The sequence below is a fragment of the Pseudomonas saudimassiliensis genome, from assembly GCF_000939975.1.
Lineage (GTDB): Bacteria > Pseudomonadota > Gammaproteobacteria > Pseudomonadales > Pseudomonadaceae > Halopseudomonas > Halopseudomonas saudimassiliensis.
Window position 1 is genome coordinate 2,786,097 of sequence record NZ_LK391969.1, and the last position, 22,030, is coordinate 2,808,126.

At 62.2% G+C, this 22,030-nt stretch carries 20 protein-coding genes and 3 tRNA genes; 18 read left to right on the top strand and 5 right to left on the bottom strand.

Annotation, left to right across the window (positions count from 1 at the left end; genetic code table 11):
• Positions 1-7 precede the first annotated feature (7 nt).
• The 11 genes from VG99_RS12860 (at position 8) to VG99_RS12910 (ending at position 11,869) form a co-directional block, all read left to right on the top strand.
• Positions 8-1,030, top strand: coding sequence for an arginine N-succinyltransferase (locus VG99_RS12860; RefSeq protein ID WP_044500549.1), 1,023 nt, complete (start codon positions 8-10; stop codon positions 1,028-1,030).
• A 1-nt stretch (position 1,031) separates the two neighbouring features.
• Complete coding sequence (gene astA, locus VG99_RS12865) at positions 1,032-2,078, top strand: arginine N-succinyltransferase (protein ID WP_044500550.1); 1,047 nt, start codon at positions 1,032-1,034, stop codon at positions 2,076-2,078.
• A gap of 138 nt (positions 2,079-2,216) precedes the next feature.
• Positions 2,217-4,841, top strand: coding sequence for an alanine--tRNA ligase (gene alaS / locus VG99_RS12870; RefSeq protein WP_044500557.1), 2,625 nt, complete (start codon positions 2,217-2,219; stop codon positions 4,839-4,841).
• An 80-nt stretch (positions 4,842-4,921) separates the two neighbouring features.
• Entirely contained in the window at positions 4,922-6,163 is a 1,242-nt protein-coding gene (locus tag VG99_RS12875) for an aspartate kinase (protein WP_044501644.1), read from the top strand.
• Between the two features lie 204 nt (positions 6,164-6,367).
• The gene (gene csrA, locus VG99_RS12880; protein ID WP_036990539.1) at positions 6,368-6,553 is read left to right on the top strand and encodes a carbon storage regulator CsrA; all 186 of its coding nucleotides are present in this window, start codon (positions 6,368-6,370) and stop codon (positions 6,551-6,553) included.
• 60 nt (positions 6,554-6,613) lie between these two features.
• A tRNA-Ser gene (locus VG99_RS12885) sits at positions 6,614-6,704 on the top strand.
• Between the two features lie 99 nt (positions 6,705-6,803).
• Positions 6,804-6,880, top strand: a tRNA-Arg gene (locus VG99_RS12890).
• A gap of 149 nt (positions 6,881-7,029) precedes the next feature.
• A complete protein-coding gene (mgtE, locus tag VG99_RS12895; RefSeq protein WP_044500559.1) occupies positions 7,030-8,469 on the top strand; it encodes a magnesium transporter in 1,440 nt (479 codons plus the stop codon).
• A gap of 158 nt (positions 8,470-8,627) precedes the next feature.
• Entirely contained in the window at positions 8,628-8,891 is a 264-nt protein-coding gene (locus VG99_RS12900; RefSeq protein WP_044500561.1) for an OadG family protein, read from the top strand.
• 43 nt (positions 8,892-8,934) lie between these two features.
• Entirely contained in the window at positions 8,935-10,722 is a 1,788-nt protein-coding gene (gene oadA / locus VG99_RS12905) for a sodium-extruding oxaloacetate decarboxylase subunit alpha (protein WP_044500563.1), read from the top strand.
• 10 nt (positions 10,723-10,732) lie between these two features.
• A complete protein-coding gene (locus VG99_RS12910; RefSeq protein WP_044500566.1) occupies positions 10,733-11,869 on the top strand; it encodes a sodium ion-translocating decarboxylase subunit beta in 1,137 nt (378 codons plus the stop codon).
• 69 nt (positions 11,870-11,938) lie between these two features.
• Here the strand turns inward: VG99_RS12910 and VG99_RS12915 are convergent, their stop codons facing one another.
• Positions 11,939-12,256, bottom strand: coding sequence for an Arc family DNA-binding protein (locus tag VG99_RS12915; protein WP_044500568.1), 318 nt, complete (start codon positions 12,254-12,256; stop codon positions 11,939-11,941).
• A gap of 318 nt (positions 12,257-12,574) precedes the next feature.
• Here VG99_RS12915 and VG99_RS12920 point away from each other — a divergent pair.
• The 3 genes from VG99_RS12920 (at position 12,575) to VG99_RS12930 (ending at position 16,560) form a co-directional block, all read left to right on the top strand.
• Positions 12,575-12,651: transfer RNA gene (locus VG99_RS12920), tRNA-Arg, on the top strand.
• A gap of 261 nt (positions 12,652-12,912) precedes the next feature.
• Positions 12,913-15,078, top strand: a complete 2,166-nt coding sequence (locus VG99_RS12925; RefSeq protein ID WP_044500570.1) for a hypothetical protein — start codon at positions 12,913-12,915, stop codon at positions 15,076-15,078.
• A 168-nt stretch (positions 15,079-15,246) separates the two neighbouring features.
• A complete protein-coding gene (locus VG99_RS12930) occupies positions 15,247-16,560 on the top strand; it encodes an MFS transporter (RefSeq protein WP_158023929.1) in 1,314 nt (437 codons plus the stop codon).
• Here VG99_RS12930 and VG99_RS12935 read toward each other — a convergent pair.
• The 4 genes from VG99_RS12935 to flgA all read right to left on the bottom strand — a co-directional run bounded on the left by VG99_RS12935 (position 16,557) and on the right by flgA (position 19,058).
• The gene (locus VG99_RS12935; protein WP_044500572.1) at positions 16,557-17,300 is read right to left on the bottom strand and encodes a flagellar brake protein; all 744 of its coding nucleotides are present in this window, start codon (positions 17,298-17,300) and stop codon (positions 16,557-16,559) included. The genes VG99_RS12930 and VG99_RS12935 overlap by 4 nt on opposite strands.
• 67 nt (positions 17,301-17,367) lie before the next feature.
• The gene (locus VG99_RS12940; protein ID WP_044500573.1) at positions 17,368-17,829 is read right to left on the bottom strand and encodes a flagella synthesis protein FlgN; all 462 of its coding nucleotides are present in this window, start codon (positions 17,827-17,829) and stop codon (positions 17,368-17,370) included.
• A 40-nt stretch (positions 17,830-17,869) separates the two neighbouring features.
• Entirely contained in the window at positions 17,870-18,187 is a 318-nt protein-coding gene (gene flgM, locus VG99_RS12945) for a flagellar biosynthesis anti-sigma factor FlgM (RefSeq protein WP_044500575.1), read from the bottom strand.
• Between the two features lie 148 nt (positions 18,188-18,335).
• Positions 18,336-19,058, bottom strand: coding sequence for a flagellar basal body P-ring formation chaperone FlgA (gene flgA, locus VG99_RS12950; RefSeq protein ID WP_044500577.1), 723 nt, complete (start codon positions 19,056-19,058; stop codon positions 18,336-18,338).
• Between the two features lie 111 nt (positions 19,059-19,169).
• On the opposite strand from flgA, the gene VG99_RS12955 reads away from it, so the two are divergent.
• The 4 genes from VG99_RS12955 to flgC all read left to right on the top strand — a co-directional run bounded on the left by VG99_RS12955 (position 19,170) and on the right by flgC (position 22,029).
• Positions 19,170-20,099 (top strand): chemotaxis protein CheV, encoded by a 930-nt coding sequence (locus tag VG99_RS12955; protein WP_044500579.1) that lies wholly within the window; start codon positions 19,170-19,172, stop codon positions 20,097-20,099.
• Between the two features lie 73 nt (positions 20,100-20,172).
• Positions 20,173-21,000 carry a CheR family methyltransferase gene (locus VG99_RS12960; RefSeq protein WP_044500581.1) on the top strand — a complete coding sequence of 276 codons (828 nt, stop codon included), beginning with the start codon at positions 20,173-20,175 and terminating at the stop codon, positions 20,998-21,000.
• Between the two features lie 181 nt (positions 21,001-21,181).
• A complete protein-coding gene (flgB, locus tag VG99_RS12965) occupies positions 21,182-21,586 on the top strand; it encodes a flagellar basal body rod protein FlgB (protein WP_044500583.1) in 405 nt (134 codons plus the stop codon).
• A 2-nt stretch (positions 21,587-21,588) separates the two neighbouring features.
• Positions 21,589-22,029, top strand: a complete 441-nt coding sequence (gene flgC, locus VG99_RS12970; RefSeq protein ID WP_044500584.1) for a flagellar basal body rod protein FlgC — start codon at positions 21,589-21,591, stop codon at positions 22,027-22,029.
• The last annotated feature ends 1 nt before the right edge of the window (position 22,030 follow it).

Consider the following 22,030-nt stretch of genomic DNA (forward strand, 5'->3'; position numbering starts at 1 on the left):
AACGGCCATGCTCATCCAGCGCCTGTGCACCCTCGCGGACCTGCCGGAAATCCAGCGGCTGGCCATCGACAGCCCGGTAGGCATCACCTCCCTGCCGGCGGACAGCGAGCAGCTGTCGGCGATCATCGAAGGCAGTGAGGCGGCAACGGATGAGACGGTCACCTTCACCGGCGAGGAGCGTTACTTCTTCGTGCTTGAAGACCCGAAGAGTGGGCGGCTGGCCGGCTGCAGCAGCATCATGTCGGCGGCCGGTTTCAGCCAGCCGTTCCATACCTTCCGTAACGACATCTTCATGCACGCCTCCCGGGAGCTGGGATTGCAGAACCGCATGCATGTGCTGTCGCTCTGCCATGACCTGACCGGCCACAGCCTGCTCACCGGCTTCTATCTGGATACGCCCTGGAAGGGGTTGTATCCCGCGCTCAAGCTCAACGCCTGCGGCCGCCTGCTGTTCATGGCCTCGCACCCGCAGCGTTTTGCCGAGTCCACCGCGGTGGAGATCTCCGGGGTCTGCGACGAAGAAGGTAACTCGCCGTTCTGGGATGGCCTGTGTCGGCATTTTTTCGACGTCGATTACCGGGAGGCCGAACGCCTGGGCAGTAGCCACGGCCGCAGCCTGCTGGCGGAGCTGATGCCCGGTTATCCCATCTATGTCCCGATGCTGCCGGATGCTACCCAGGAGGTGATCGGGCAAGTGCGCCCGGCTTCCCAGTTGGTGTACGACATCCTCATGGCCGAGGGTTTCGAGACCGATAACTACGTGGATATCTTCGACGGTGGTCCGGTGGTGCAGGCCAAGACCGCCGAGCTGATCTCGGTGCGCTGCAGCGAAGTGGCCACGGTGCATATCGGCGAGCCGGGTGCGGCCACCGGTACCTGGCTGGTGGCCAACGAGAAGGTGCGCGACTTTCGCGCCTGCCTGGCACCGCTGGCTTGGCATCCGGGGGAGCCGCTGGTGCTGGATACAGCCCTGGCCGGATTGCTCAAGGTGGTGGAGGGTGACACGCTCAGATTGATTGGAGGGGACTGACATGCTGGTGCGCGCAGCGCAGATGAACGACCTGGCCGCTCTGCTGGAGCTGGCGTTGGGCGTAGGGTCGGGGATGACCAGTCTGCCGGCCAGCGAGGAGCGGCTGCAGCGACGCCTGCAGACGGTCGCGGCAAGCTTTGCCGGGGAGCTGACGCCCGAGGACGCCGACTACCTGTTTGTGCTGGAAGACCCGCAGGGACAGGTTGTGGGTACCAGCGGCATGGTGGCCGGCGCGGGCATGCGTGAGCCCTGGTACAGTTACCGGGTCGGGCTGACCGTGACTGCCAGCCGGGAACTGAACGTCTATCGCCGCCAGCCGACGCTGTTTCTCAACAACGACCTGACCGGCGCCACGGCGCTGTGCTCGCTGTATCTGCGCGAGTCCCATCGCCACAGTCTCAATGGGCGCCTGCTGTCCAAGGCGCGGTTCATCCATATGGCGGAATTCGCCGATGATTTTGCCTCGCGGATCATAGCCGAAATCCGCGGCCTGTCCGACCGCCAGGGGCGCTCGCCGTTCTGGGACAGTCTCGGTCGACACTTCTTCCGCATGGATTTTGCCCGCGCGGATTACCTGACCGGTACCGGCAGCAAGGCCTTCATCGCCGAGATGATGCCCAAATTCCCGCTGTATACCTGTTTCCTCAGTCAGGAAGCACGGGACGCCATCGCCCGCGTGCATCCCGATTCCGAGCCGGCCCTGGCGATGCTCGCCGAGGAAGGGCTGGCCTACCAGGGCTATATCGATATCTTCGACGGCGGCATCACCCTGGAGGCGCCGCCCAGCCAGGTGCGCAGCATCCATGACAGCCAGCGGCTGGTACTGGCTATCGGTACCCCGGGGGACGAGGCCCAGACCTATCTGGTGCACAACCGCGAACGGCAGCACTGCCGCATCACCGCCGCCGCGGGCCGGATTGCCGCCGGCACCCTGGTGGTCGCGGCCGAGACCGCCGAGCTGCTGCGTCTGCGCGCCGGCACCCCGGTGCGGGCGGTCGCGCTGGTGGGCGGCGATGGCCTGGCCGATCCCTATGCCGCCGCGCCCTGAGCGCGCCGTGGCCTGAAGTTATTGCCTCGATAGACAGAAACGCACGGGCCGCATGATGCATGCTATCTTGCGATGCCTATATAATGTCGAATCCTGCCCGGCGCGAGCCCGGCGACCTGATCTGTGATAAAGAGACCTATGAAAAGCGCTGAGATCCGTGAAGCTTTCCTTCGCTTCTTTGAAGAAAAGGGCCATACCCGAGTAGCCTCCAGTTCGCTGGTGCCGGATAACGATCCGACGCTGCTGTTTACCAATGCCGGCATGAACCAGTTCAAGGACTGTTTCCTGGGACTGGAAAAGCGGGCCTATACCCGCGCGACGAGCAGCCAGAAGTGCGTGCGCGCCGGTGGCAAGCACAACGATCTGGAGAACGTCGGCTACACGGCGCGGCACCACACCTTCTTCGAGATGCTGGGTAACTTCAGTTTCGGCGATTACTTCAAGCGTGACGCGATCCACTATGCCTGGGAATTCCTGACCTCGGACAAATGGCTGGGCCTGCCCGCGGACAAGCTCTGGGTTACCGTCTATGCCAGCGACGACGAAGCCTATGACATCTGGACGCAGGAAGTGGGTGTGCCCGCCGAGCGGATGGTGCGTATCGGCGACAACAAGGGTGCGCCCTATGCCTCCGACAACTTCTGGGCCATGGGTGATACCGGCCCCTGCGGTCCCTGCACCGAGATCTTCTTCGACCACGGCGAGCACATCTGGGGCGGCCCGCCCGGCAGCCCGGAAGAGGATGGTGATCGCTACATCGAGATCTGGAACAACGTCTTCATGCAGTTCAACCGCACCGCCGACGGCGTGATGCATCCGCTGCCGGCCCCCAGTGTCGATACCGGCATGGGCCTGGAACGCATCAGCGCGGTGCTGCAACATGTGAACTCCAACTACGAGATCGACCTGTTCCAGAGCCTGCTCAATGCGGCGGCCCAGGCCATTGGCTGCGCCAACGAGGGCCAGGCGTCGTTGAAGGTGGTCGCCGACCATATCCGTTCCTGCGGTTTCCTGATCGCCGACGGCGTGCTGCCGTCCAACGAGGGCCGCGGCTACGTGCTGCGTCGCATCATCCGCCGTGCCTGCCGGCACGGCAACAAGCTGGGCGCCACCGGCACCTTCTTCCATCGTATCGTCGCGGCCCTGGTCGCCGAGATGGGCGATGCCTTCCCGGAACTGAAAACCCAGCAGGCGCACATCGAGCGGGTGCTCAAGACCGAAGAAGAGCAGTTTGCCAAGACCCTGGAACAGGGCCTGCGCATCCTCGAGCAGGATCTGGCGGAGCTCAAGGGCAGCGAGATTCCCGGTGACGTGGTATTCAAACTGTACGACACCTACGGCTTCCCCATGGACCTGACGGGCGATATCGCCCGCGAGCGCAACCTGACCATCGACGAAGCCGGCTTCGAGACCGCCATGGCGGCCCAGCGCGAGCGCGCCCGGTCGGCCAGCCAGTTCGGTGTGGACTATAACCAGCTGGTCAAGATCGAGGGGCAGACCCAATTCGAGGGCTACACCGCGACCGTGGGCTCGGCGCAAATCCTGGCCCTGTATCGCGAGGGCGTACGGGTCGACACGCTGCGCGAAGGTGAGGCAGGCGTGGTGATACTCGACCGCACCCCCTTCTATGCCGAATCCGGCGGCCAGATCGGGGATACCGGCTACCTGGAAAGCGCCGGCGTGCGTTTCGACGTGCGCGATACCACCAAGGCCGGCGGTGCCCACCTGCACCACGGGGTGGTGAGCAGCGGCAGCCTGAACAGTGGCACGACCATCCGCGCCGTGGTTGACGACAATGTGCGCGCTGCGACCAAGGGCAATCACTCGGCCACACACCTGCTGCATGCCGCGCTGCGCCAGGTGCTGGGCGAGCACGTCCAGCAGAAGGGGTCGCTGGTTGACAGTCAGCGCCTGCGCTTTGACTTCAGCCACTTCGAGGCCATCCGCCCCGAGCAGCTGCGTGAGCTGGAACGCATCGTCAATGACCAGATCCGCGCCAACACCGCGGTGGAAATCGAAGTCACCGACATCGAGACCGCCAAGGCCAAGGGCGCCATGGCGCTGTTTGGTGAGAAATACGGCGACCAGGTCCGCGTCCTGAGCATGGGCGGCGGCTTCTCCGTTGAGCTGTGTGGCGGCACCCACGTCGAGCGTACCGGCGACATCGGCCTGTTCCGCATCACCGCCGAAGGTGGCATTGCCTCCGGCGTGCGGCGCATCGAAGCGATTACCGGCCAGGCGGCGCTGGACTGGGTCAACGAATCGGAAGAGCAACTGCGGCAGGCTGCCCAGTTGGTCAAGGGGTCCCGGGACAATCTGCTGGAGAAGCTGGCGGCGGTCGTCGATCGCAACCGCCAGCTGGAGAAGGATCTGGAGCAGCTCAAGGCCAAGGCCGCCACCGCTGCGGGTAACGACCTGGCGGGCGAGGCGCAGCAGTTGGGCGGCATGACTGTGCTGGTCAAGCGCCTTGACGGACTGGACGGCAAGGCCCTGCTGGCGCTGATCGACCAGTTGAAGAACAAGCTGGGCTCGGCGGTCATCCTGCTGGGTGGCGAGCTGGACGGCAAGGTCGTGCTGGTCGCCGGGGTGACCAAGGACCTGGCGGCCCGCGTCAAGGCGGGCGACCTGATCCGCAACACCGCGCAGGCGGTGGGTGGCAAGGGCGGCGGCCGCCCAGACATGGCCCAGGGTGGTGGTACTGACGTCGCGGCGCTGGATAGCGCCCTGGCCAGCGCTGCCGAGTGGATAGCGCAGCAGCAGTGAAATGAACAGGGGTCGGTCCACGGTGGTGGATCGACACAATGGTCGGGATAACCGATTTCGCATGGGAGTTGGTGCAACAAATGGCACTTATTGTCCAGAAGTTTGGGGGTACCTCGGTCGGCAGTGTGGAGCGCATTGCCCAGGTGGCCGAGAAAATCAAGGGTTTCAAGGCCCAGGGCCATGATCTGGTTATCGTGGTCTCCGCCATGAGCGGGGAGACCAACCGTCTGATCGGTCTGGCCAAGGATATCTGCGCCGAGCCCGACCCGCGGGAGCTGGACGTGATCCTCTCCACCGGTGAACAGGTCACCATCGGCCTGCTGGCCATGAAGCTCAAGTCCATTGGTGTCCCCGCCGTCTCCTATACCGGCGCCCAGGTGCGCATCGAGACCGATAGCTCCTTCGGCAAGGCACGCATCCAGCATATAGATGAAGCCAGATTGCGTGGTGAGCTGGACGCGGGCAAGGTGGTGATTGTTGCTGGCTTCCAGGGCATGGATCCGCAGGGCAATATCACTACCCTCGGGCGGGGCGGCTCCGACACCACAGGCGTGGCCCTGGCGGCGGCGCTGAAGGCGGACGAGTGCCAGATCTACACCGATGTGGATGGCGTCTACACCACTGATCCACGGGTGGTCGACAGTGCGCGCCGCCTGGAAAAGGTCACCTTCGAGGAAATGCTCGAGATGGCCAGCCTGGGCTCCAAGGTGCTGCAGATCCGTGCGGTCGAGTTCGCCGGCAAATACAACGTGCCACTGCGTGTGTTGCACAGTTTCAAAGAGGGTCCCGGGACCCTGATTACCCTTGAGGAAGATCTGTCAATGGAACAGCCCGTCATCTCCGGCATAGCGTTCAATCGTGATGAAGCCAAACTGACCATCCGTGGTGTGCCGGATACCCCCGGCGTGGCCTTCAAGATCCTCGGCCCGGTCAGCGCGGCCAATATCGAAATCGACATGATCGTGCAGAACGTGTCCAAGGATCAGACCACCGACTTCACTTTCACGGTCAACCGCAACGACCAGCGTCGCACCGAAGAGGTACTGCGCAAGGTGGCCACCGAGATCGGCGCGCGTGAAGTGGCCGGAGACAATGCCATCGCCAAGGTGTCCATTGTCGGTGTCGGCATGCGCTCCCATGCGGGCGTGGCCAGCAAGATGTTCGAAGCGCTCTCTAACCACGGCATCAACATCCTCATGATCTCCACCTCGGAAATCAAGATTTCCGTTGTCATCGACGAGAAGTACCTCGAGCTTGCCGTGCGCGCGCTCCACTCGGCCTTCGAGCTGGACGCCCCTGAGCAGGATAGCGACCATATCTGAGCACTCACGGGGCGATATCGCCCCCGCTGGGCATGGTTTTCCGGGGCGCCGTGCCCGCCTGGGCAGGCCGGCCCATATGAAGTGGCTCAGGTATCGAACGCTCGGTGCCGGATGTGGTCACATTCATGCAAGCTTGACGGCTGACACATAACAATCGGTTTTATCGCAGAGCTGTGTCCTGATTATTGAGCAAGGAGAAATGGAATGCTTATTTTGACTCGACGGGTTGGTGAGACCCTGATGGTAGGTGATGAAGTGACGGTTACGGTCCTGGGCGTGAAGGGGAATCAGGTACGTATCGGCGTCAACGCCCCGAAAGAAGTGGCTGTACACCGTGAAGAAATCTACCAGCGCATCCAGAAGGAAAAAGACGAAGCATCAAATGATTAATTTTCTTAAATTTTTCATTGCATTAGCGCAGCCGCGCAGTTAATATTCTGCGCGTGTTACGGAGAGGTGGCCGAGAGGCCGAAGGCGCTCCCCTGCTAAGGGAGTACACCTCAAAAGGGTGTCGAGGGTTCGAATCCCTCCCTCTCCGCCACTTTTGTGTTATCTAGGTTGTCAATTGTTAAGTTCTTGAAATTAAAAGAAAAAAACAGTTGACAGGGAGTTGAAAGCCTATATAATACGCACCAACAACGCACTCGTAGCTCAGCTGGATAGAGTACTCGGCTACGAACCGAGCGGTCGGAGGTTCGAATCCTCCCGAGTGCGCCAAACGAAGAAACCCACTGGACATCCAGTGGGTTTTTTTTCGTCCCGCATCTGCAGTCATCCTGGCTGCGCAAAAGCCTGCCAGAATTGACCACAGGATTATCGTCATGCCGTTACGGCTGCGCTGAGCTTGTCTTGTCGGAGGACGCACCATGTCTGAGCAACACGGAAAATCCCCGGAGCGTCTGCAGGACCGGGTCGAGCAGGTTCTGCAGCTGCTGGAACGCAACGGCCTGGCTGATGTTCTCGCACATGAAGACAAGCACCGCCGCACGGCGCTGCTGGCCGATGCTGACCTGCAGCAGGATCAGCTCGAACTGCAGCGCTGGCTGGATGAGCTGCACCCGGCGGACGTCGCCTATATCCTCGAATCCCTGCCCCTGACCGAACGTCTGGCCGTCTGGCAGCTGGTCAAATATGACCGCGACGGTGAAATCCTGCTGGAAGTCTCGGATGCGGTGCGCGAGATCCTGATTGACGACATGGACAATCAGGAGATCATCGCCGCAGCCAATATGCTGGATGCTGATGAGCTGGCAGACCTGGCGCCGGACCTGCCGCGGGACGTGGTGCGCGAGCTGATGGATATGCTCGATGCCCAGCAGCGCGAGCGGCTGCGCTCGGCGTTGTCCTATGATGAGGACCAGGTCGGGGCGCTGATGGACTTCGACATGGTGACCATCCGCGATGACGTCACCCTGGAGGTCGTCAGTCGCTACCTGCGCCGCTTCGACACGCTCCCCGACCATACCGACAAGCTCTTCGTTGTCGACAATGACGGCCGCCTGCAGGGTGTGCTGCCGGTCAAGAAGCTGCTGGTCAGTTCGCCGGATGCGCTGGTGGCGGAGGTGATGGCCACCGACCCGGTGACCTTCGACCCCCAGGCCCATGCCAGCGAGGCGGCCCAGGCCTTCGAGCGCTACGACCTGGTGACCGCACCGGTGGTGGCTGCCGATGGCATCCTCTGCGGCCGGCTGACCGTTGATGAAGTGCTGGACTACATCCGCGAGGAAAGCGAAACCGAAGCCCTCAATTCCGTGGGGCTGCGGGAGGAAGAGGACATCTTCGCCTCGGTCTGGAAGTCGGTACGTAACCGCTGGGCCTGGCTGGCGGTCAATCTCTGCACCGCGCTGATTGCTTCCCGGGTGATTGGCCTGTTTGAGGGCGCAATCGAGCAACTGGTCGCCCTGGCGGCATTGATGCCCATCGTCGCTGGCATCGGCGGCAACTCCGGCAACCAGACCATCACCATGATCGTCCGCGGCATCGCCACCGGCCAGGTCCAGGTTGCCCATGGCAAGCGACTGCTGCGCAAGGAAACCGGGGTGGCCATGATCAATGGCCTGTTCTGGGGGCTGGTACTGGCGGTCATTGCCTATTTTCTCTACGGCAATCCGGCCCTGTCGGCGGTACTGATGGCGGCAATGCTGCTGAATATGCTGTTGGCTGCGCTGATGGGCGTGGTGATTCCCCTGGCCAGGTTGCGCACCGGCGGCGACCCCGCGCTGGGTGGCAGTGTGCTGATCACCGCCATCACCGACAGCGGCGGTTTTTTCATTTTCCTCGGCCTGGCCAGCCTGTTCCTGCTATAGCGCAGCAGGCTTTCCCCATGTCGCATTGATTGCCAACAATGTCACATCAGGCTACATTACTCCCGCTTTGACGCGACGGAATGGCGTCTCGTTCCGTCTTTCCTCAAGAAGCGCGTCCACTCAAGTGGTGCGCTTTTTTAATGGAGACACAAAAAATAATGACCTCTTCCGACCTGGTAATGGAAGGCGTTGAGCTGATGTTCATGGGGCTGGGCACGGTATTTGTCTTTCTGATGATGCTGGTTGGCTTGATCAACCTGATGTCCTTCATCATCAATCGTTTCTTCCCCGATGCTGCCCCGGTAATTGCCAAACCCAAGCGTGTGGCCGCAGCCAGCTCCGGCTCGCAGCCTGTGGATGCCGAATTACTTGCCGTGATCGGCGCTGCGGTGAGTCAACACCGCGCCCGCCGCCGCGGCTGAAAAGCTCACCCAGAACAAATTACAAAATAAAGGCCATAAGTTTATGACCGACCTGAAAAACCAGCCATTAGGTATTACCGACGTCATCCTGCGCGACGCGCATCAATCTATCCTCGCAACCCGCATGCGCCTCGAAGACATGCTGCCGATCGCCGGCAAGCTGGATCAGGTCGGCTTCTGGTCGGTCGAATCCTGGGGTGGCGCAACCTTCGACGCCTGTATCCGCTATCTGGGTGAAGACCCGTGGGAGCGCATCCGTGCACTGAAGAAGGCCATGCCCAACACCCGCCAGCAGATGCTGCTGCGTGGCCAGAACCTGCTGGGCTACCGGCACTATGCCGACGACGTGGTGGAGAAGTTCGTCGAGCGCGCTGCGGTCAATGGCGTCGACGTGTTCCGCGTCTTCGACGCAATGAATGACCCGCGTAACCTGGAGACCGCCCTCAAGGCCGTGCGCCAGGTCGGCAAGCATGCCCAGGGCACCATTTCCTATACCACCAGCCCGGTGCACACCCTGGAGATGTGGGTTGATCTGGCCAAGCAGATCGAGGACATGGGTGCCGAGTCCCTGGCCATCAAGGACATGGCTGGTATTCTGAATCCCTACGTGGCCTTCGAACTGGTCACCCGCCTCAAGCAGACCCTGAGCATCCCCATCCATATGCAGTGCCACGCCACTGCGGGGCTGTCCACTGCAGCCATTCTCAAGGCGGCGGAGGCGGGTATCGACAATGTCGATACGGCGATCTCCTCGATGTCCATGACCTATGGTCACTCACCGACCGAGTCGGTCGTGGCGATTTTCCAGAACACGCCACGGGATACCGGCCTGAACCTGGAGCTGCTGGAAGAAGTCGCCGCCTATTTCCGTGAAGTACGGAAGAAGTACGCCAAGTTCGAGGGCAATCTCAAGGGCGTGGATTCACGCATCCTGGTCGCCCAGGTGCCGGGCGGCATGCTGACCAACATGGAAAGCCAGCTGAAAGAGCAGGGCGCTGGCGAGAAGTTTGATGAGGTGTTGGCGGAAATCCCGCGGGTACGTGAAGACCTGGGCTTCATTCCCCTGGTTACCCCCACCTCGCAGATCGTTGGCACCCAGGCGGTGATCAACGTGCTGACCGGCGAGCGCTACAAGTCCATCACCAAGGAAACCGCCGGCGTGCTCAAGGGCGAATACGGCGCCGCCCCGGCTCCCTTCAATACCGAGCTGCAGGCACGGGTGTTGGCGGGTGCGGAGGCGATTACCTGCCGTCCGGCGGACCTGCTCGAACCGGAACTGGATCGGCTGACTATCGAGCTGCGCAATCTGGCGGCGGAAAAAGGCATCAAGCTGGCCGAGCACGACATTGACGACGTACTGACCTATGCGTTGTTCCCGCAGATCGGCCTGAAGTTCCTGGAGAACCGCGGCAACCCGGCGGCCTTCGAACCCGTACCGACCGGCAAGGAATCGGCACCCGTCAGCGCCAAGCCAGGCGAACCGGAAGTCTACACCGTCACGGTCAACGGCAAGGACTTCGTGGTTCAGGTCGCTGATGGAGGTGACATCACCGGTATCAAGCAGCTGGGCGACGCCGCAGCGGCACCGGCGCCAGCGGCGGCACCGGCGGTGGGCGGCGGCGATCCGCAGGCGGCGCCGCTGGCCGGCAACATCTTCAAGGTGCTGGTGCAGCCAGGTGAACAGGTGGAGGAGGGCGACCTCGTCATGGTGCTGGAAGCCATGAAGATGGAAACCGACATCCGCGCGTTCAAGTCGGGCGTGGTCGGCTCGGTCAATGTCAAGGTCGGCGATGCGGTGACCGTTGGCGACACCCTGTTGACCATCGGCTGAGGAGAGCGAAATGGATAGGCTTTCCCTGCTCTGGAACACCACCGGGCTGTACCAGATTGCTCTGGGCCAGGCGTTCATGATTGTGGTCTGTCTGGCGCTGATCTATCTTGCGATACGCAAGGGCTTTGAGCCCCTGCTGCTGATCCCTATCGGCTTTGGTGGCATTCTGGCCAACCTGCCGGTGGCGGGCATGGCGGAGGCCGGTGGGCTGCTCCGGCTCATCTATGACGTCGGTATCCCCACCAGCATCTTCCCACTGTTGATCTTCATGGGCGTCGGGGCGATGACCGACTTCGGCCCCATGTTGGCCAATCCGCGCACACTGTTGCTCGGGGCTGCGGCCCAGGTGGGGATTTTCGGTACCCTGCTGGGTGCGCTGGCACTCACCGCCTGGGGTATTCCCGGCTTCGAGTTCACCATGCGCGAGGCCGCGTCCATTGCCATCATTGGCGGTGCTGACGGTCCGACCTCGATCTTCGTGACGTCCAAGCTGGCGCCGGATCTGCTGGGTCCCATCGCGGTCGCGGCGTACTCGTATATGGCCCTGGTGCCGCTGATCCAGCCGCCGATCATGCGGGCGCTGACCACGGAGAAGGAACGGGCCATCGTCATGACCCAGCTGCGTCCGGTGGGCAAGACCGAGAAGATCGTCTTCCCCCTGGTGCTCCTGCTGCTCATCGCCTTGCTGCTCCCTTCTGCGGCGCCGCTGGTGGGTATGTTCTGCTTCGGTAACCTGATGCGCGAATGTGGTGTGGTTGAACGTCTCGCCGACACCAGCCGCAATGCCTTGATCAACATCGTGACCATCGGGTTGGGTCTGGCGGTGGGTTCCAAGCTGTCGGCTGAGGCCTTCCTGCAGCTCAAGACACTCGGCATTCTGGTGCTGGGCATGGTCGCATTCTGCGCAGGCACCGCGGGCGGTGTGCTGATGGCCAAGCTGATGAACATGTTCAGCAAGCATCCCATCAACCCGTTGATCGGCTCCGCCGGGGTATCGGCTGTGCCGATGGCTGCGCGGGTATCCAACAGGGTAGGTCTCGAGGCCAATCCGCAGAACTTCCTGCTGATGCACGCCATGGGACCGAACGTGGCGGGTGTGATCGGCTCGGCGGTAGCTGCCGGTATTCTGCTGACTTTTGTCAGCTAATCGGCGCGACCAATAAAAAACCCCGCCCAGGCAACTGGGCGGGGTTTTTTATCGACAAGCGGTCTTGGCTCAGCCCAGTTCGCTGGCCAGCAGAGCCAGCAGGGCATTCTGCTGACGGCGGCTCATTTCCCGGAAGCGCACCAGCAGTTCCCGCTCCGGATGGTTCAGGTCTTCCAGACGCTGGGCATCGAGGGCTTGCCGGGAGGGCTGCTCGGGGAGGCTGGGCAGGTCGAGCAGACTGTGCTCCAGACGCGCAATGATTTCCGAGTTCATGCTGCGGTGGTGCTGCTTGGCAACCTCGGCGATGCGATCACGCATGCCTTCGGGAAGACGAACAACGAATTTGTCGGCTGTCCGGCTAGTGTAGTGCTGAAGTGCTGTTTTCATGGGCAAAAATATCACTTTGGCTAATGAGTCGTACCGGCCAGTTGGAATCCGCATGGCTTCCTGCCATCCAAACCGCCATCTCGTCAGGATCTGGAAAATCCTGTCACATTGACAATGGATAAAGCCATTCTACTCAATGCTATACCCATTATTTTTCAATGGCTTACAAAGTGCCGGAATTACGTCTCGCTTTTGCGACAGGTTTCCGGCGCTGGCCATTTGAAATCGAACTTTGGCAGTATTTGTCAAGGTGGTCAAGTCTGACTGCGATCAGGTATCATTTGCCGCGTTAAAAGCTGTACGCCCGTCTCAGTTTCTGCGCTTGTAGCTCAGCTGGATAGAGCAACCGCCTCCTAAGCGGTAGGTCCCCGGTTCGAATCCGGGCTCGCGCACCATTTCCCCGCACGTTTGTCACAACAGGTTCCGCTGTGCGCCTGCTACAGGAGCGCACCCCAGTACCTCCGCCTCATTTTCGTCCCTGTATTTTTCCGCGCTCCTCTCATGGGCGGTGGCGAGTCTGCTGGCGCTGGATCGCCAGGGCGAGTCCCTCGACCTGCTGCAGGGAAGGAGTTGATGGCCCCGGTTGGCACTCGCTGAATATCGGGATTGCTGCCAGAATATGCCCATCGCGTTTCGTCTGAAAAACAAGGAACATCATGGGCTCATCATCTACCCACCGTTGGAAATTCTTTCGCGCTGGCGGTTTCGATCAGGTTCAGCTGGAGACACCTGAGGATCTGCTGGCGCTGCGCAGTCTGGATCAGAAGTTGTGGGCGGCCTTGGCCTGCCCGGTGAAGAACCTCGAACTCGATCAGCGCATGTTGGCTTATATCGACGGCAATAACGACGGTCGGATCCGCGCGCCCGAGATCCTCGATGCGGTGGACTGGACGTTGGTGCGCCTTGCCGACCCGCACAGTCTGTTTCGTAACGATCCCCTGACCCTTACCTCCTTCAGCGACCAGCCCGAGGGGCATCGTTTGTCACTTGCCGCCCAGCGTCTGTTGAAGGTACTGGGGCGGGATGAGCTCCAGGGCCTGACTACCGATGACACCGACAACCTGGCGGCGTTGTTTCCACCGGCCGAAGCCAATGGCGACGGTCTGGTGCCAGCGAGCCTGGCCACTGATGCTGATCTAAAAGTAGCGATTGCGGATATCATCAATTGCCTCGGTGCGGAACAGGATCGCAGCGGCGAGCCGGCGGTGTCTGCGGCGGGTATCAATAACTTCTTTGCTCAGGCGCAGCAGGTACACCAATGGCAGCAGGGCGCTGAGCAGCATGGTGTACTGTCGCTGGGGCCGGATGATGAGCAGGCCATCGCCGCGATCAGCGCGCTGCGCGACAAGATTGATGATTACTTCACCCGGGTAGAGATGGTCGCCTTCGATCCCCGGGCGGCGAGCATCATGAACGCAGACGAGGCGGAGTTGGCGCGGCTGTCTGGCAGGAATCTGGCCGATGCCCGGGAAGTGGCGGATCTGCCGCTGGCCAGTCTGCAGCACGGCGAAAGCCTGCCGCTGGGCAGCGGCATCAACCCGGCCTGGCGCGCGGCCATGGAAGCCCTGCGCGAGCATGTGGTCAAGCCGGTGCTCGGCGATGTGGACGCCATCACCCGGAGCCAGTGGCAGGAGCTGACCGCCCGCAGCAATGCCTATTTCGCTTGGCAGGCCTCCAAACCACAGGTCGGTATTCTCCAATGCCTGAGTGTCGAGCGTATCGTCGAACTGGTGGAGCAGGGCATTCAGGCCCGGCTGCTGGAGCTGGTCGCGCTTGATCTGGAAGTGGCGGAAGCGGCCGGCGGCCTGGTCGATCTGGACAAGCTGCTGCGCTTGCAGCGGGGGCTGGTCACCCTGCTGCGCAACTTCATCTCCTTCCAGGATTTCTATTGCCGCAAGGACAAGGCCATTTTCCAGGCGGGCCGGCTGTACATTGATGGGCGCAGCTGCGATCTGGTGGTGGAAGTAGGGGATGTGGAAGCCCACGCCAGGGTAGCGACCAACAGTGAGAGTTTTCTGTTGTATTGCGCCTGCACGCGGCGCGGCCAGCCGGTCAGGGAGCGTGAATCACTGAATATCGTCGCGGCGGTCACCGCAGGGAGCGAAAGCGAGCTGCTGGTTGGGCGCAATGGCCTGTTCTATGACCGCCAGGGAAATGACTGGGACGCCACTGTGGTCAAGGTGGTACAAAATGCGATCAGCGTACGCGAGGCATTCTGGTCGCCGTACCGGCGGGTCTCCAGACTGGTGTCTGAACAGATACAAAAGCTGGCGGCCAGTCGCGACGATGCGTTGGTCAATAAGACCGCCGCCCGCGTGGGCAGCGGTACGGATGCAGCGGCTGAGGCCAGCACCATGTCGAAGACCTTCGATATTGCCAAGTTCGCCGGTATCTTCGCTGCCATTGGTCTGGCCGTCGGCGCTCTGGGTGCGGCCATGGCTGCCATCTTCAGCGGTCTGATGTCATTGCAGTGGTGGCAGTGGCCACTGGTGGTGGTCGGGGTGTTGCTGGCCATCTCCGGGCCCTCCATGTTGATGGCCTGGTTCAAGTTGCGCCGGCGCAACCTGGGGCCGATCCTGGATGCCAACGGCTGGGCGGTCAATACCCAGGCACGTATCAATATCGCCTTCGGTACGGCGCTTACCCAGTTGGCGCACTTGCCGGCTGGCTCGGCCAGGGCGTTGCGCGACCCCTATGCGGCCAGAAGGCCGCTGTGGCCCTGGCTGCTGGTGGTGCTGATAGTGCTTGGCGTGCTGTTCTACGCGGTGCAAGCGGATTGGTTCGGTGCTCCGCCGGTAGTGGAAACCGTGCCAGCACAATAACCCTGCGCCATCAAAAAGGCAGCCAGAGGGCTGCCTTTTTGTTCTTGTCATCCTCGCCGTGCCGCCCTGGTAGCGCTGGGCTGCTATGCTATAGCGGTCGCACGGGAAGTGACGGCTCGTATACATCAGGCCAGGTAAGGCGAACAGTAAGCCCCTCTGGAGGACGCATTGCCGAGCACCTTTACCTCATTTTCGTCCCTGTATTTCTCCACGCTTCTCATGTTGCTCGGCAGCGGGTTGCTCAGCACCTATCTCGGGCTCCGGCTGTCCGCGGCCAATGTGAGCGAGATCTGGATCGGTGTCCTGATGACCGCCTATTATGTCGGGCTGGTCATGGGCGCATCGGTCGGGCACCGGCTGATTGCCCGGGTCGGGCATATCCGCGCCTTCGTCGCCAGCGCCGGGGTAGTGACTGCCTCCGTGCTCGGCCACGCGCTGACCTCCAGCGTCGAAGTCTGGCTGGTACTGCGCTGGCTGGTGGGCGTGGGGATGATGTGCCAGTACATGGTGCTGGAAAGCTGGCTGAACGAACAGGCCGAATCCCACCAACGGGGACGGGTATTTGCCGGCTATATGCTGGTGACCTTCCTCGGGTTGGGGCTGGGGCAGTTGGTACTGACCGCCATGCCGGATCTCAGCGTCCGCCACGTCATCCTGGTGGCCATGTGTTTTTCCCTGTGCCTGGTACCCGTGGCGGTCACCAAGCGCCTGCACCCGGCGCCCCTGCACCCGGCGCCGCTGGAAATCCGTCTGTTCGTCAAGCGTATCCCCCAGGCGCTGACCACCATCGGCGTGGCGGGTCTGCTGCTTGGCGCCTTCTATGGCCTGGCGCCGGTCTACGCCAGCTCGGTGGGGTTGGACACCGAGCATGTGGGGGTGTTCATGGCGGTCACCATCGCCGCTGGTCTGATCGCCCAGTGGCCCGCTGGCTGGCTGTCCGATCGCCTGGATCGCAGCCGCATGATCCAGGTGAACGCTGTCGTGCTGACCACGGTCTCGCTGCTCATTGCCCTGGTGGCCTGGCCGCAGATGTTGCTGCTACTGACCGGCATCTTCGGTCTGCTGGCCTTTACCTTGTATCCGCTGGCGGTGGCGCTAGCCAATGACCACGTGGAGCAGGAGGAGCGGGTATTGCTGTCCGCGATGCTGCTGGTGACTTTCGGTCTGGGCGCCAGCGCCGGCCCGTTGTTGGGCTCGGTACTGATGAAGCTGGGCGGCGCGCCGATGCTCTACGTATTCATGGCGTGCAGCAGTTTGCTGCTGGTGGTCTTCGTCCGGCCGGAGCGGGTTACCGGTACGCACCTGGTGGAGGAGGCGCCGATTCAGTTCATGCCCGCGGCGGGTAACCTGGCTTCCTCGCCGCTGGCGGCAGCGATCGACCCCCGGGTAGACGAGCAGGTCGTGATCGAGCAGATGCAGGATGAAGGGGATCTGCAGGCCAAGCCGGTCGCCGAGGAGGACGACGAGCACCGGCCCGGTTAGAACAGATCTTCCCGGGCCTGGCGGCGTGCTTCGCGCTGCAGAAAGTGCACGAAGCGGTCGATCTGCCGCTGCACCTGTGCCCCGGGCTGGTGAAAGCGCAGCCCGACATGGGTGGTATCGGTTGCCTCCTGGTATTCCCGATGGCGAATTTCCAGGTTGATATCGAACAGGGGGGTATCGGGGAGCTGCAGGCGGCTGAGCTCATAGCGCTCGCCCGGTTGCAGCCCTTTCAGCTGGTTGCCCGGCAAGCGCGCCTTGCAACCGGTGGCGGAGATATCCAGTAATTCGCCCGCGAACTGACGCTGATGCTTGGCATGGACCAGTTCCACCCGGGTATCGATGCTGCGCTGCACGGCGGCGCGGTAGGCGCCCCGGCGCTGGTGGTAACGCAGGGACGGCGGCAGCGGCGTGCTGAAAGCCGGGGCGTCGGCCAGTAACACCCGCTGGGCCTGCTCGCTGTGCCAGCGAAGATGCGCGCCCTCCAGCCAGGCATCCACCTGGAAGGCTTCGCCCTGGCCGGCCCACTTGTCACCGATGTTGGGGATCATTTCGTCGATCGCGAGGGTTCCGTTTACCGGGTCCAGCTCGACTATGAAGCTCTGGCAGGTCTGGCTACGACCCTCGAAGGTGATTTCCAGGGGGACGCGGGCCTGCTGCAGGTTTTTCAGCAGGGATTGGATTTCCAGAGGGGCGGTTACTTCCCGGGGCGGCTGGGGGCTGCCCTCTTGTTCGAATAACATTGACACTGAGACTTCTCACTGGCGGTGGAGTCAATGTGGCTGGCGCAGTGGGCCAGCGACATCCCTGTCAGGCTCGGCTGATTGGTCGCCCGGAGGCGGAGCGGCTGGCATTGCCCTGACGATCGTATACGTTCTGGCTGGCTTCGCCCTGGTTGCGCAGCAGATCCAGCAGACTGCTGTTGATGTGCTGGCTGTGCCGAATCAAGCGGGCGTTATGCAGATTGCTGCTTTCGCACTGCTCGGCGGCGCTGAGGAAAGCAGCGTGTTGCTCGGCCAGCCCAGGAACGTTGAGGCTGGCAATAAAGGCCGTCAGGCTCATCGAGTCCGGTTTGCCGAGCCTTGCACAATGGGCGGCCAATGCCTGCCCGTCAGCGTTCAGCGCTTCGATCAGGGGTGCCTTGGCCTGGATGAGGCTTTCCAAGGTCGGCATATCCTGGTCGAGCAGCGCCTGGCGCTCGCGCTCCAGCAGCTCGATGAACTGCTCGCAGTGCTGTGTGGCCTGGGCAAAAAGTGCGCTGAGATCCTGCATCCTTCCTTCTCCGCTGGTTTGCTCGGCCGCCTTCAGCTCACTATTTTTCCAGGGCGATCAGCTTGTCGGCGATCCGTGTGCTGTCGATCTGGTAGCTGCCGTCGGCAATGGCCTGTTTGATCTGCGCAACCCGGGCATTGTCTACCTCGGGCAATTCCCGCAACCGTTCCTCGATTGCCTGCAACTGCTGGGCCTGGCTGCTCAATTTGACCTCGCCATGGGTCGTGGCCGGGGCGCTGGTGCTGGCTGCCTCGCCCGCCGGGCGTTCTACCGGCAGGTCGCGCTTGCCAGTGGTGCCGCTGGTCTGGTTGCTGCGGGCCGCGCCGTTGGCGCCGCCAGTGTTGAAATCTATGGCCATGGGTGTGTCCTCAGAACCTGGATGCCTACCGCTGTAACGGCAGCCTGCCCAGATACTTTAGGAATCGGAGTAAATAATAGTGTGACCCAGCGCACAGATTGCATGCCTGGGCGAATGGCGACCAGTATAGTCGATTCAGGGCGCCCGATCACATGGCTACCTCGACCTGGCCGGGCCCGGTGATGCGTGCCTGCACCACCCGGTCCGAGCGGGTATTGCGCACCCGGATCTGGCTGCCGGTGCTGCCGCTCTCCAGGGCCTCGCCGGGCATGCGGACCGCAACCCGGCTGTTGGCGGCACTGATCACTACCTTGTCCCCGCGCTTGACCGTTTCGTCCTGCTCCAGCTGGTTGCTGCCCAGCACGGTGTCGGCCGCCACCGCGCGGCGGGTACGCAGGCCGATAGCCTGCTCGGTGCTGGTCAGGTAGCCGCCGCTGAGGTTGCCCAGGTTGCGTTCCAGCAGGGTGATATCGCCCGCCTTGATCACGCCGTGGCGGGGCAGGGGACGGGTCGTCACCACCACGGGCTGGTACAGATCCACGGTCGCCGGAACGAACAACCGCCACTGCACCTCGCTGTCGCAGCTGACCCGTACCGTCACCCGGCCGACCGGTACCGCCGGGCTTTCCAGGCTGGCCTGGAGCGCATCGGCCGGGCACAGCGGCAGGCGCAGGCGCGGGTCCAGGCGACTGACTGTCACCTCGAAGCGGGCGTCGGCGGTGCTGCCAGCCAGATGCTCGGCAACTTTCTGCTCAAGATAGCTGGTAGTGGTGCCGATAAGCTGATCAATAAGTGGGCTGGCATTCAGACTGCTGGAACCCAGCAGCGCAATGGCCGCGATCAGTTTGATGAAGAATGCCGGTAACTGCATGAGATTCTGGATCCTGGCTCGAGGCGGCACCGTCAATATATCGGCGCCGCAGGGTTGCTGCGACAAAGATTGCAAGGACCATGCCTGGTTTGTATCTGAGAGGAATAGTTGATGGCTGGCATTATGGACTCGGTAGACAAGCGCACCCAGCTGGTGGGGCAGAACCGGTTGGAACTCCTGCTGTTCCGGCTCGGTGGCCGGCAGCTCTACGGGATCAACGTCTTCAAGGTCAAGGAGGTGCTGCAATGCCCCAAGCTGACCTCATTGCCCAGGCTCAATCCCATGGTGCGCGGCGTGGCCCATATCCGTGGCGGCACCCTGCCGATCATTGACCTGGGCAAGGCCACTGGCGGCCGGGCCTTGGAAGACCTGTCCACCGCCTTCGTCATCATCACCGAATACAACAGCCGGGTGCAGGGTTTCCTGGTGCGTGCGGTCGAGCGCATCGTCAACCTCAACTGGTCCGACGTCCATGCGCCGCCCCGGGGCGCCGGTCGCGAGCACTACCTGACGGCAGTAACGCGGGTCGACGACCAGATGGTCGAGATCATCGATGTCGAGAAGGTCCTGGCCGAAGTGCTGGCGGGGCAGGAGGCGGCGCCGCAGCAGGCCGCCCAGATGCGTACCCTCACCGCCGGTGTCAGCCCCAAGGTACTTGTGGTGGACGACTCCTCGGTGGCCCGCAAGCAGGTCACCCGTTGTCTCCAGGCATTGAACATCGAGGTGACTGCGCTGAACGACGGGCGCCAGGCGCTCGACTGGCTGAAGGCCGAGGCAGATGCCGGGGTATCGGTCGGCAACTCGCTGCTGATGCTCATCTCGGATATCGAAATGCCGGAAATGGACGGCTACACTCTGACCGCAGAGATCAGGAGCGACCCGCGCCTGAAGGACCTGCACGTCATGTTGCATACCTCGCTGTCCGGGGTATTCAACCAGGCCATGGTGCGCAAGGTAGGTGCCGACGACTTCCTGGCCAAATTCAATCCGGATGACCTGGCGGAGCGGGTCGTCCAGCGTATGCAGACCGTTGAGGCATGAAGCGTGATAGCATCTGCCGGGCATCAAGGGATGGTGATGAAGCGGAAACAGACCCTCGCCTGGAGCACATTGCGTGAGCACTGCCGATCAAAGTTTCAACCTGTTCCGGGACTATCTCGAAAAGAATTGCGGGATCGTCCTGGGTGACAACAAGCAGTACCTGGTAGCCAGCCGGCTCAACCGGTTGCTCGAGCAACGGGGCATCCGCGATCTGGGCGAGCTGATGCGGCATATCCAGCAGCAACCGCGTTCCGGATTGCGCGAGTTGGTGGTCGACGCCATGACCACCAACGAAACCCTGTGGTTCCGCGACAGCTACCCCTTCGAGATCCTCAAATCCCGGCTGATTCCCGAATTCATTCGCAACCAGCCGGGGCAACGCTTGCGCATCTGGTCGGCCGCCTGTTCCTCAGGGCAGGAGCCCTATTCCCTGAGCATGGCGATCGACGAGTTCGAGCGAAACAATCCGGGCCAGTTGCGCGGCGGCGCGCAAATTGTGGCCACCGAAATAGCCACTACCATGCTGGCGGCGGCGCGGGCGGCGCAGTACGACAGCCTGGCCATCGCCCGGGGCCTCTCCCAGGATCGCCTGGTGCGGTATTTCGATCAGCACGAACCTGGCCGCTGGACGGTGAAGATGCCGGTGCGTAACCGTGTCGAGTTTCGCCAGCTCAACCTGCTCGACAGTTACGCCGCGCTTGGCCGGTTCGACATCGTGTTCTGCCGCAACGTATTGATCTACTTCTCCGCCGAGGTGAAGAAAGACATCCTGCGGCGCATCCATGCCACGCTCAAACCCGGCGGCTATCTGCTGCTCGGCGCCTCCGAGGCGCTGAATGGGCTGCCCGAGCTCTATCGCATGGTCCAGTGCAATCCGGGCATCATCTACCAGGCCCGCTAGTCCTGCCTCCTGTTGCCGTTTTGCCGCGGCAACCGCTCCCTATGCGGAAATATCTTGCCGCATGACCTCCTCGTAATCCCATAACACGTTGATAATTAACGAAATATCATAATAGGCACGGCTATTGCTTATAACAGGGCAATAGAACTCTGGCCGCTGGGCCACAGTGAGGATTGCCGTTATGAGTCTGAGTTTCGACCGCGCCCTGGGGCTGCATGAACAAGCACTGAACTTCCGCGCCGATCGCGCCGCGGTGCTTGCCAACAATATCGCCAACGCCGATACGCCGAACTATCAGGCCCGGGATCTGGATTTCGCCAGTGTGCTGGAAGCCCAGCAGACCGGTGGCGACCGCCCGTTCCAGGCCGCCCGCACCCATGCCCGGCATCTGGATGTGGAGGGCTTCATCGACCAGGCCGCGGGGCTGCGTTACCGCCTGCCCAACCAGCCATCGGTGGACGGCAACACCGTCGAGGTGCAGGCCGAGCAGGCGCGCTATACCCAGAACGCCATCGACTTCCAGGCCAGCTTCACCTTTCTCAACAGCAAATTCAAAGGGCTGATGACCGCCCTGCGCGGGGACTGATCATGTCGCTTAACCAGATATTCGATATTGCCGGCTCCGGCATGAACGCCCAGTCGCTGCGCCTCAATACCGTGGCCAGCAACATGGCCAACGCCGAGACGGTCTCCAGCAGCGTCGACCAGACCTACCGCGCGCGCCAGGCGGTGTTTGCCACCGTATTCAACGAGCAGCAGGCAACTGGCGGTTCGTTGTTCGCACCGACCGACCAGGCCGGGCAGGGTGTGCAGGTGCTGGGCGTGGTCGAGTCCGATGCGGAGCTGCAGTCGCGCTACGAGCCGGACCATCCCATGGCCAATGAAGAGGGCTATGTGTTCTACCCCAACGTCAATGTGGTGGAGGAGATGGCCAACATGATGGCCGCCTCGCGCGCCTATCAGACCAACGTGGAAATCATGAATACCGCCAAGACCATGCTGCAGCGCGTGCTGACGCTGGGCCAATAAG

Excerpts from the sequence above, each read along its gene's own strand:
- VG99_RS12925 (WP_044500570.1), top strand. The coding sequence starts at position 12,913 with ATGGGCTCATCATCTACCCACCGTTGGAAATTCTTTCGCGCTGGCGGT.
- csrA (WP_036990539.1), top strand. The coding sequence starts at position 6,368 with ATGCTTATTTTGACTCGACGGGTTGGTGAGACCCTGATGGTAGGTGAT.
- flgB (WP_044500583.1), top strand. The coding sequence starts at position 21,182 with ATGAGTCTGAGTTTCGACCGCGCCCTGGGGCTGCATGAACAAGCACTG.
- flgC (WP_044500584.1), top strand. The coding sequence starts at position 21,589 with ATGTCGCTTAACCAGATATTCGATATTGCCGGCTCCGGCATGAACGCC.
- oadA (WP_044500563.1), top strand. The coding sequence starts at position 8,935 with ATGACCGACCTGAAAAACCAGCCATTAGGTATTACCGACGTCATCCTG.
- VG99_RS12955 (WP_044500579.1), top strand. The coding sequence starts at position 19,170 with ATGGCTGGCATTATGGACTCGGTAGACAAGCGCACCCAGCTGGTGGGG.
- VG99_RS12900 (WP_044500561.1), top strand. The coding sequence starts at position 8,628 with ATGACCTCTTCCGACCTGGTAATGGAAGGCGTTGAGCTGATGTTCATG.
- astA (WP_044500550.1), top strand. The coding sequence starts at position 1,032 with ATGCTGGTGCGCGCAGCGCAGATGAACGACCTGGCCGCTCTGCTGGAG.
- VG99_RS12860 (WP_044500549.1), top strand. The coding sequence starts at position 8 with ATGCTCATCCAGCGCCTGTGCACCCTCGCGGACCTGCCGGAAATCCAG.
- VG99_RS12915 (WP_044500568.1), bottom strand. The coding sequence starts at position 12,256 with ATGAAAACAGCACTTCAGCACTACACTAGCCGGACAGCCGACAAATTC.
- alaS (WP_044500557.1), top strand. The coding sequence starts at position 2,217 with ATGAAAAGCGCTGAGATCCGTGAAGCTTTCCTTCGCTTCTTTGAAGAA.
- flgA (WP_044500577.1), bottom strand. The coding sequence starts at position 19,058 with ATGCAGTTACCGGCATTCTTCATCAAACTGATCGCGGCCATTGCGCTG.
- mgtE (WP_044500559.1), top strand. The coding sequence starts at position 7,030 with ATGTCTGAGCAACACGGAAAATCCCCGGAGCGTCTGCAGGACCGGGTC.
- VG99_RS12935 (WP_044500572.1), bottom strand. The coding sequence starts at position 17,300 with ATGTTATTCGAACAAGAGGGCAGCCCCCAGCCGCCCCGGGAAGTAACC.
- VG99_RS12875 (WP_044501644.1), top strand. The coding sequence starts at position 4,922 with ATGGCACTTATTGTCCAGAAGTTTGGGGGTACCTCGGTCGGCAGTGTG.
- VG99_RS12910 (WP_044500566.1), top strand. The coding sequence starts at position 10,733 with ATGGATAGGCTTTCCCTGCTCTGGAACACCACCGGGCTGTACCAGATT.
- flgM (WP_044500575.1), bottom strand. The coding sequence starts at position 18,187 with ATGGCCATAGATTTCAACACTGGCGGCGCCAACGGCGCGGCCCGCAGC.
- VG99_RS12940 (WP_044500573.1), bottom strand. The coding sequence starts at position 17,829 with ATGCAGGATCTCAGCGCACTTTTTGCCCAGGCCACACAGCACTGCGAG.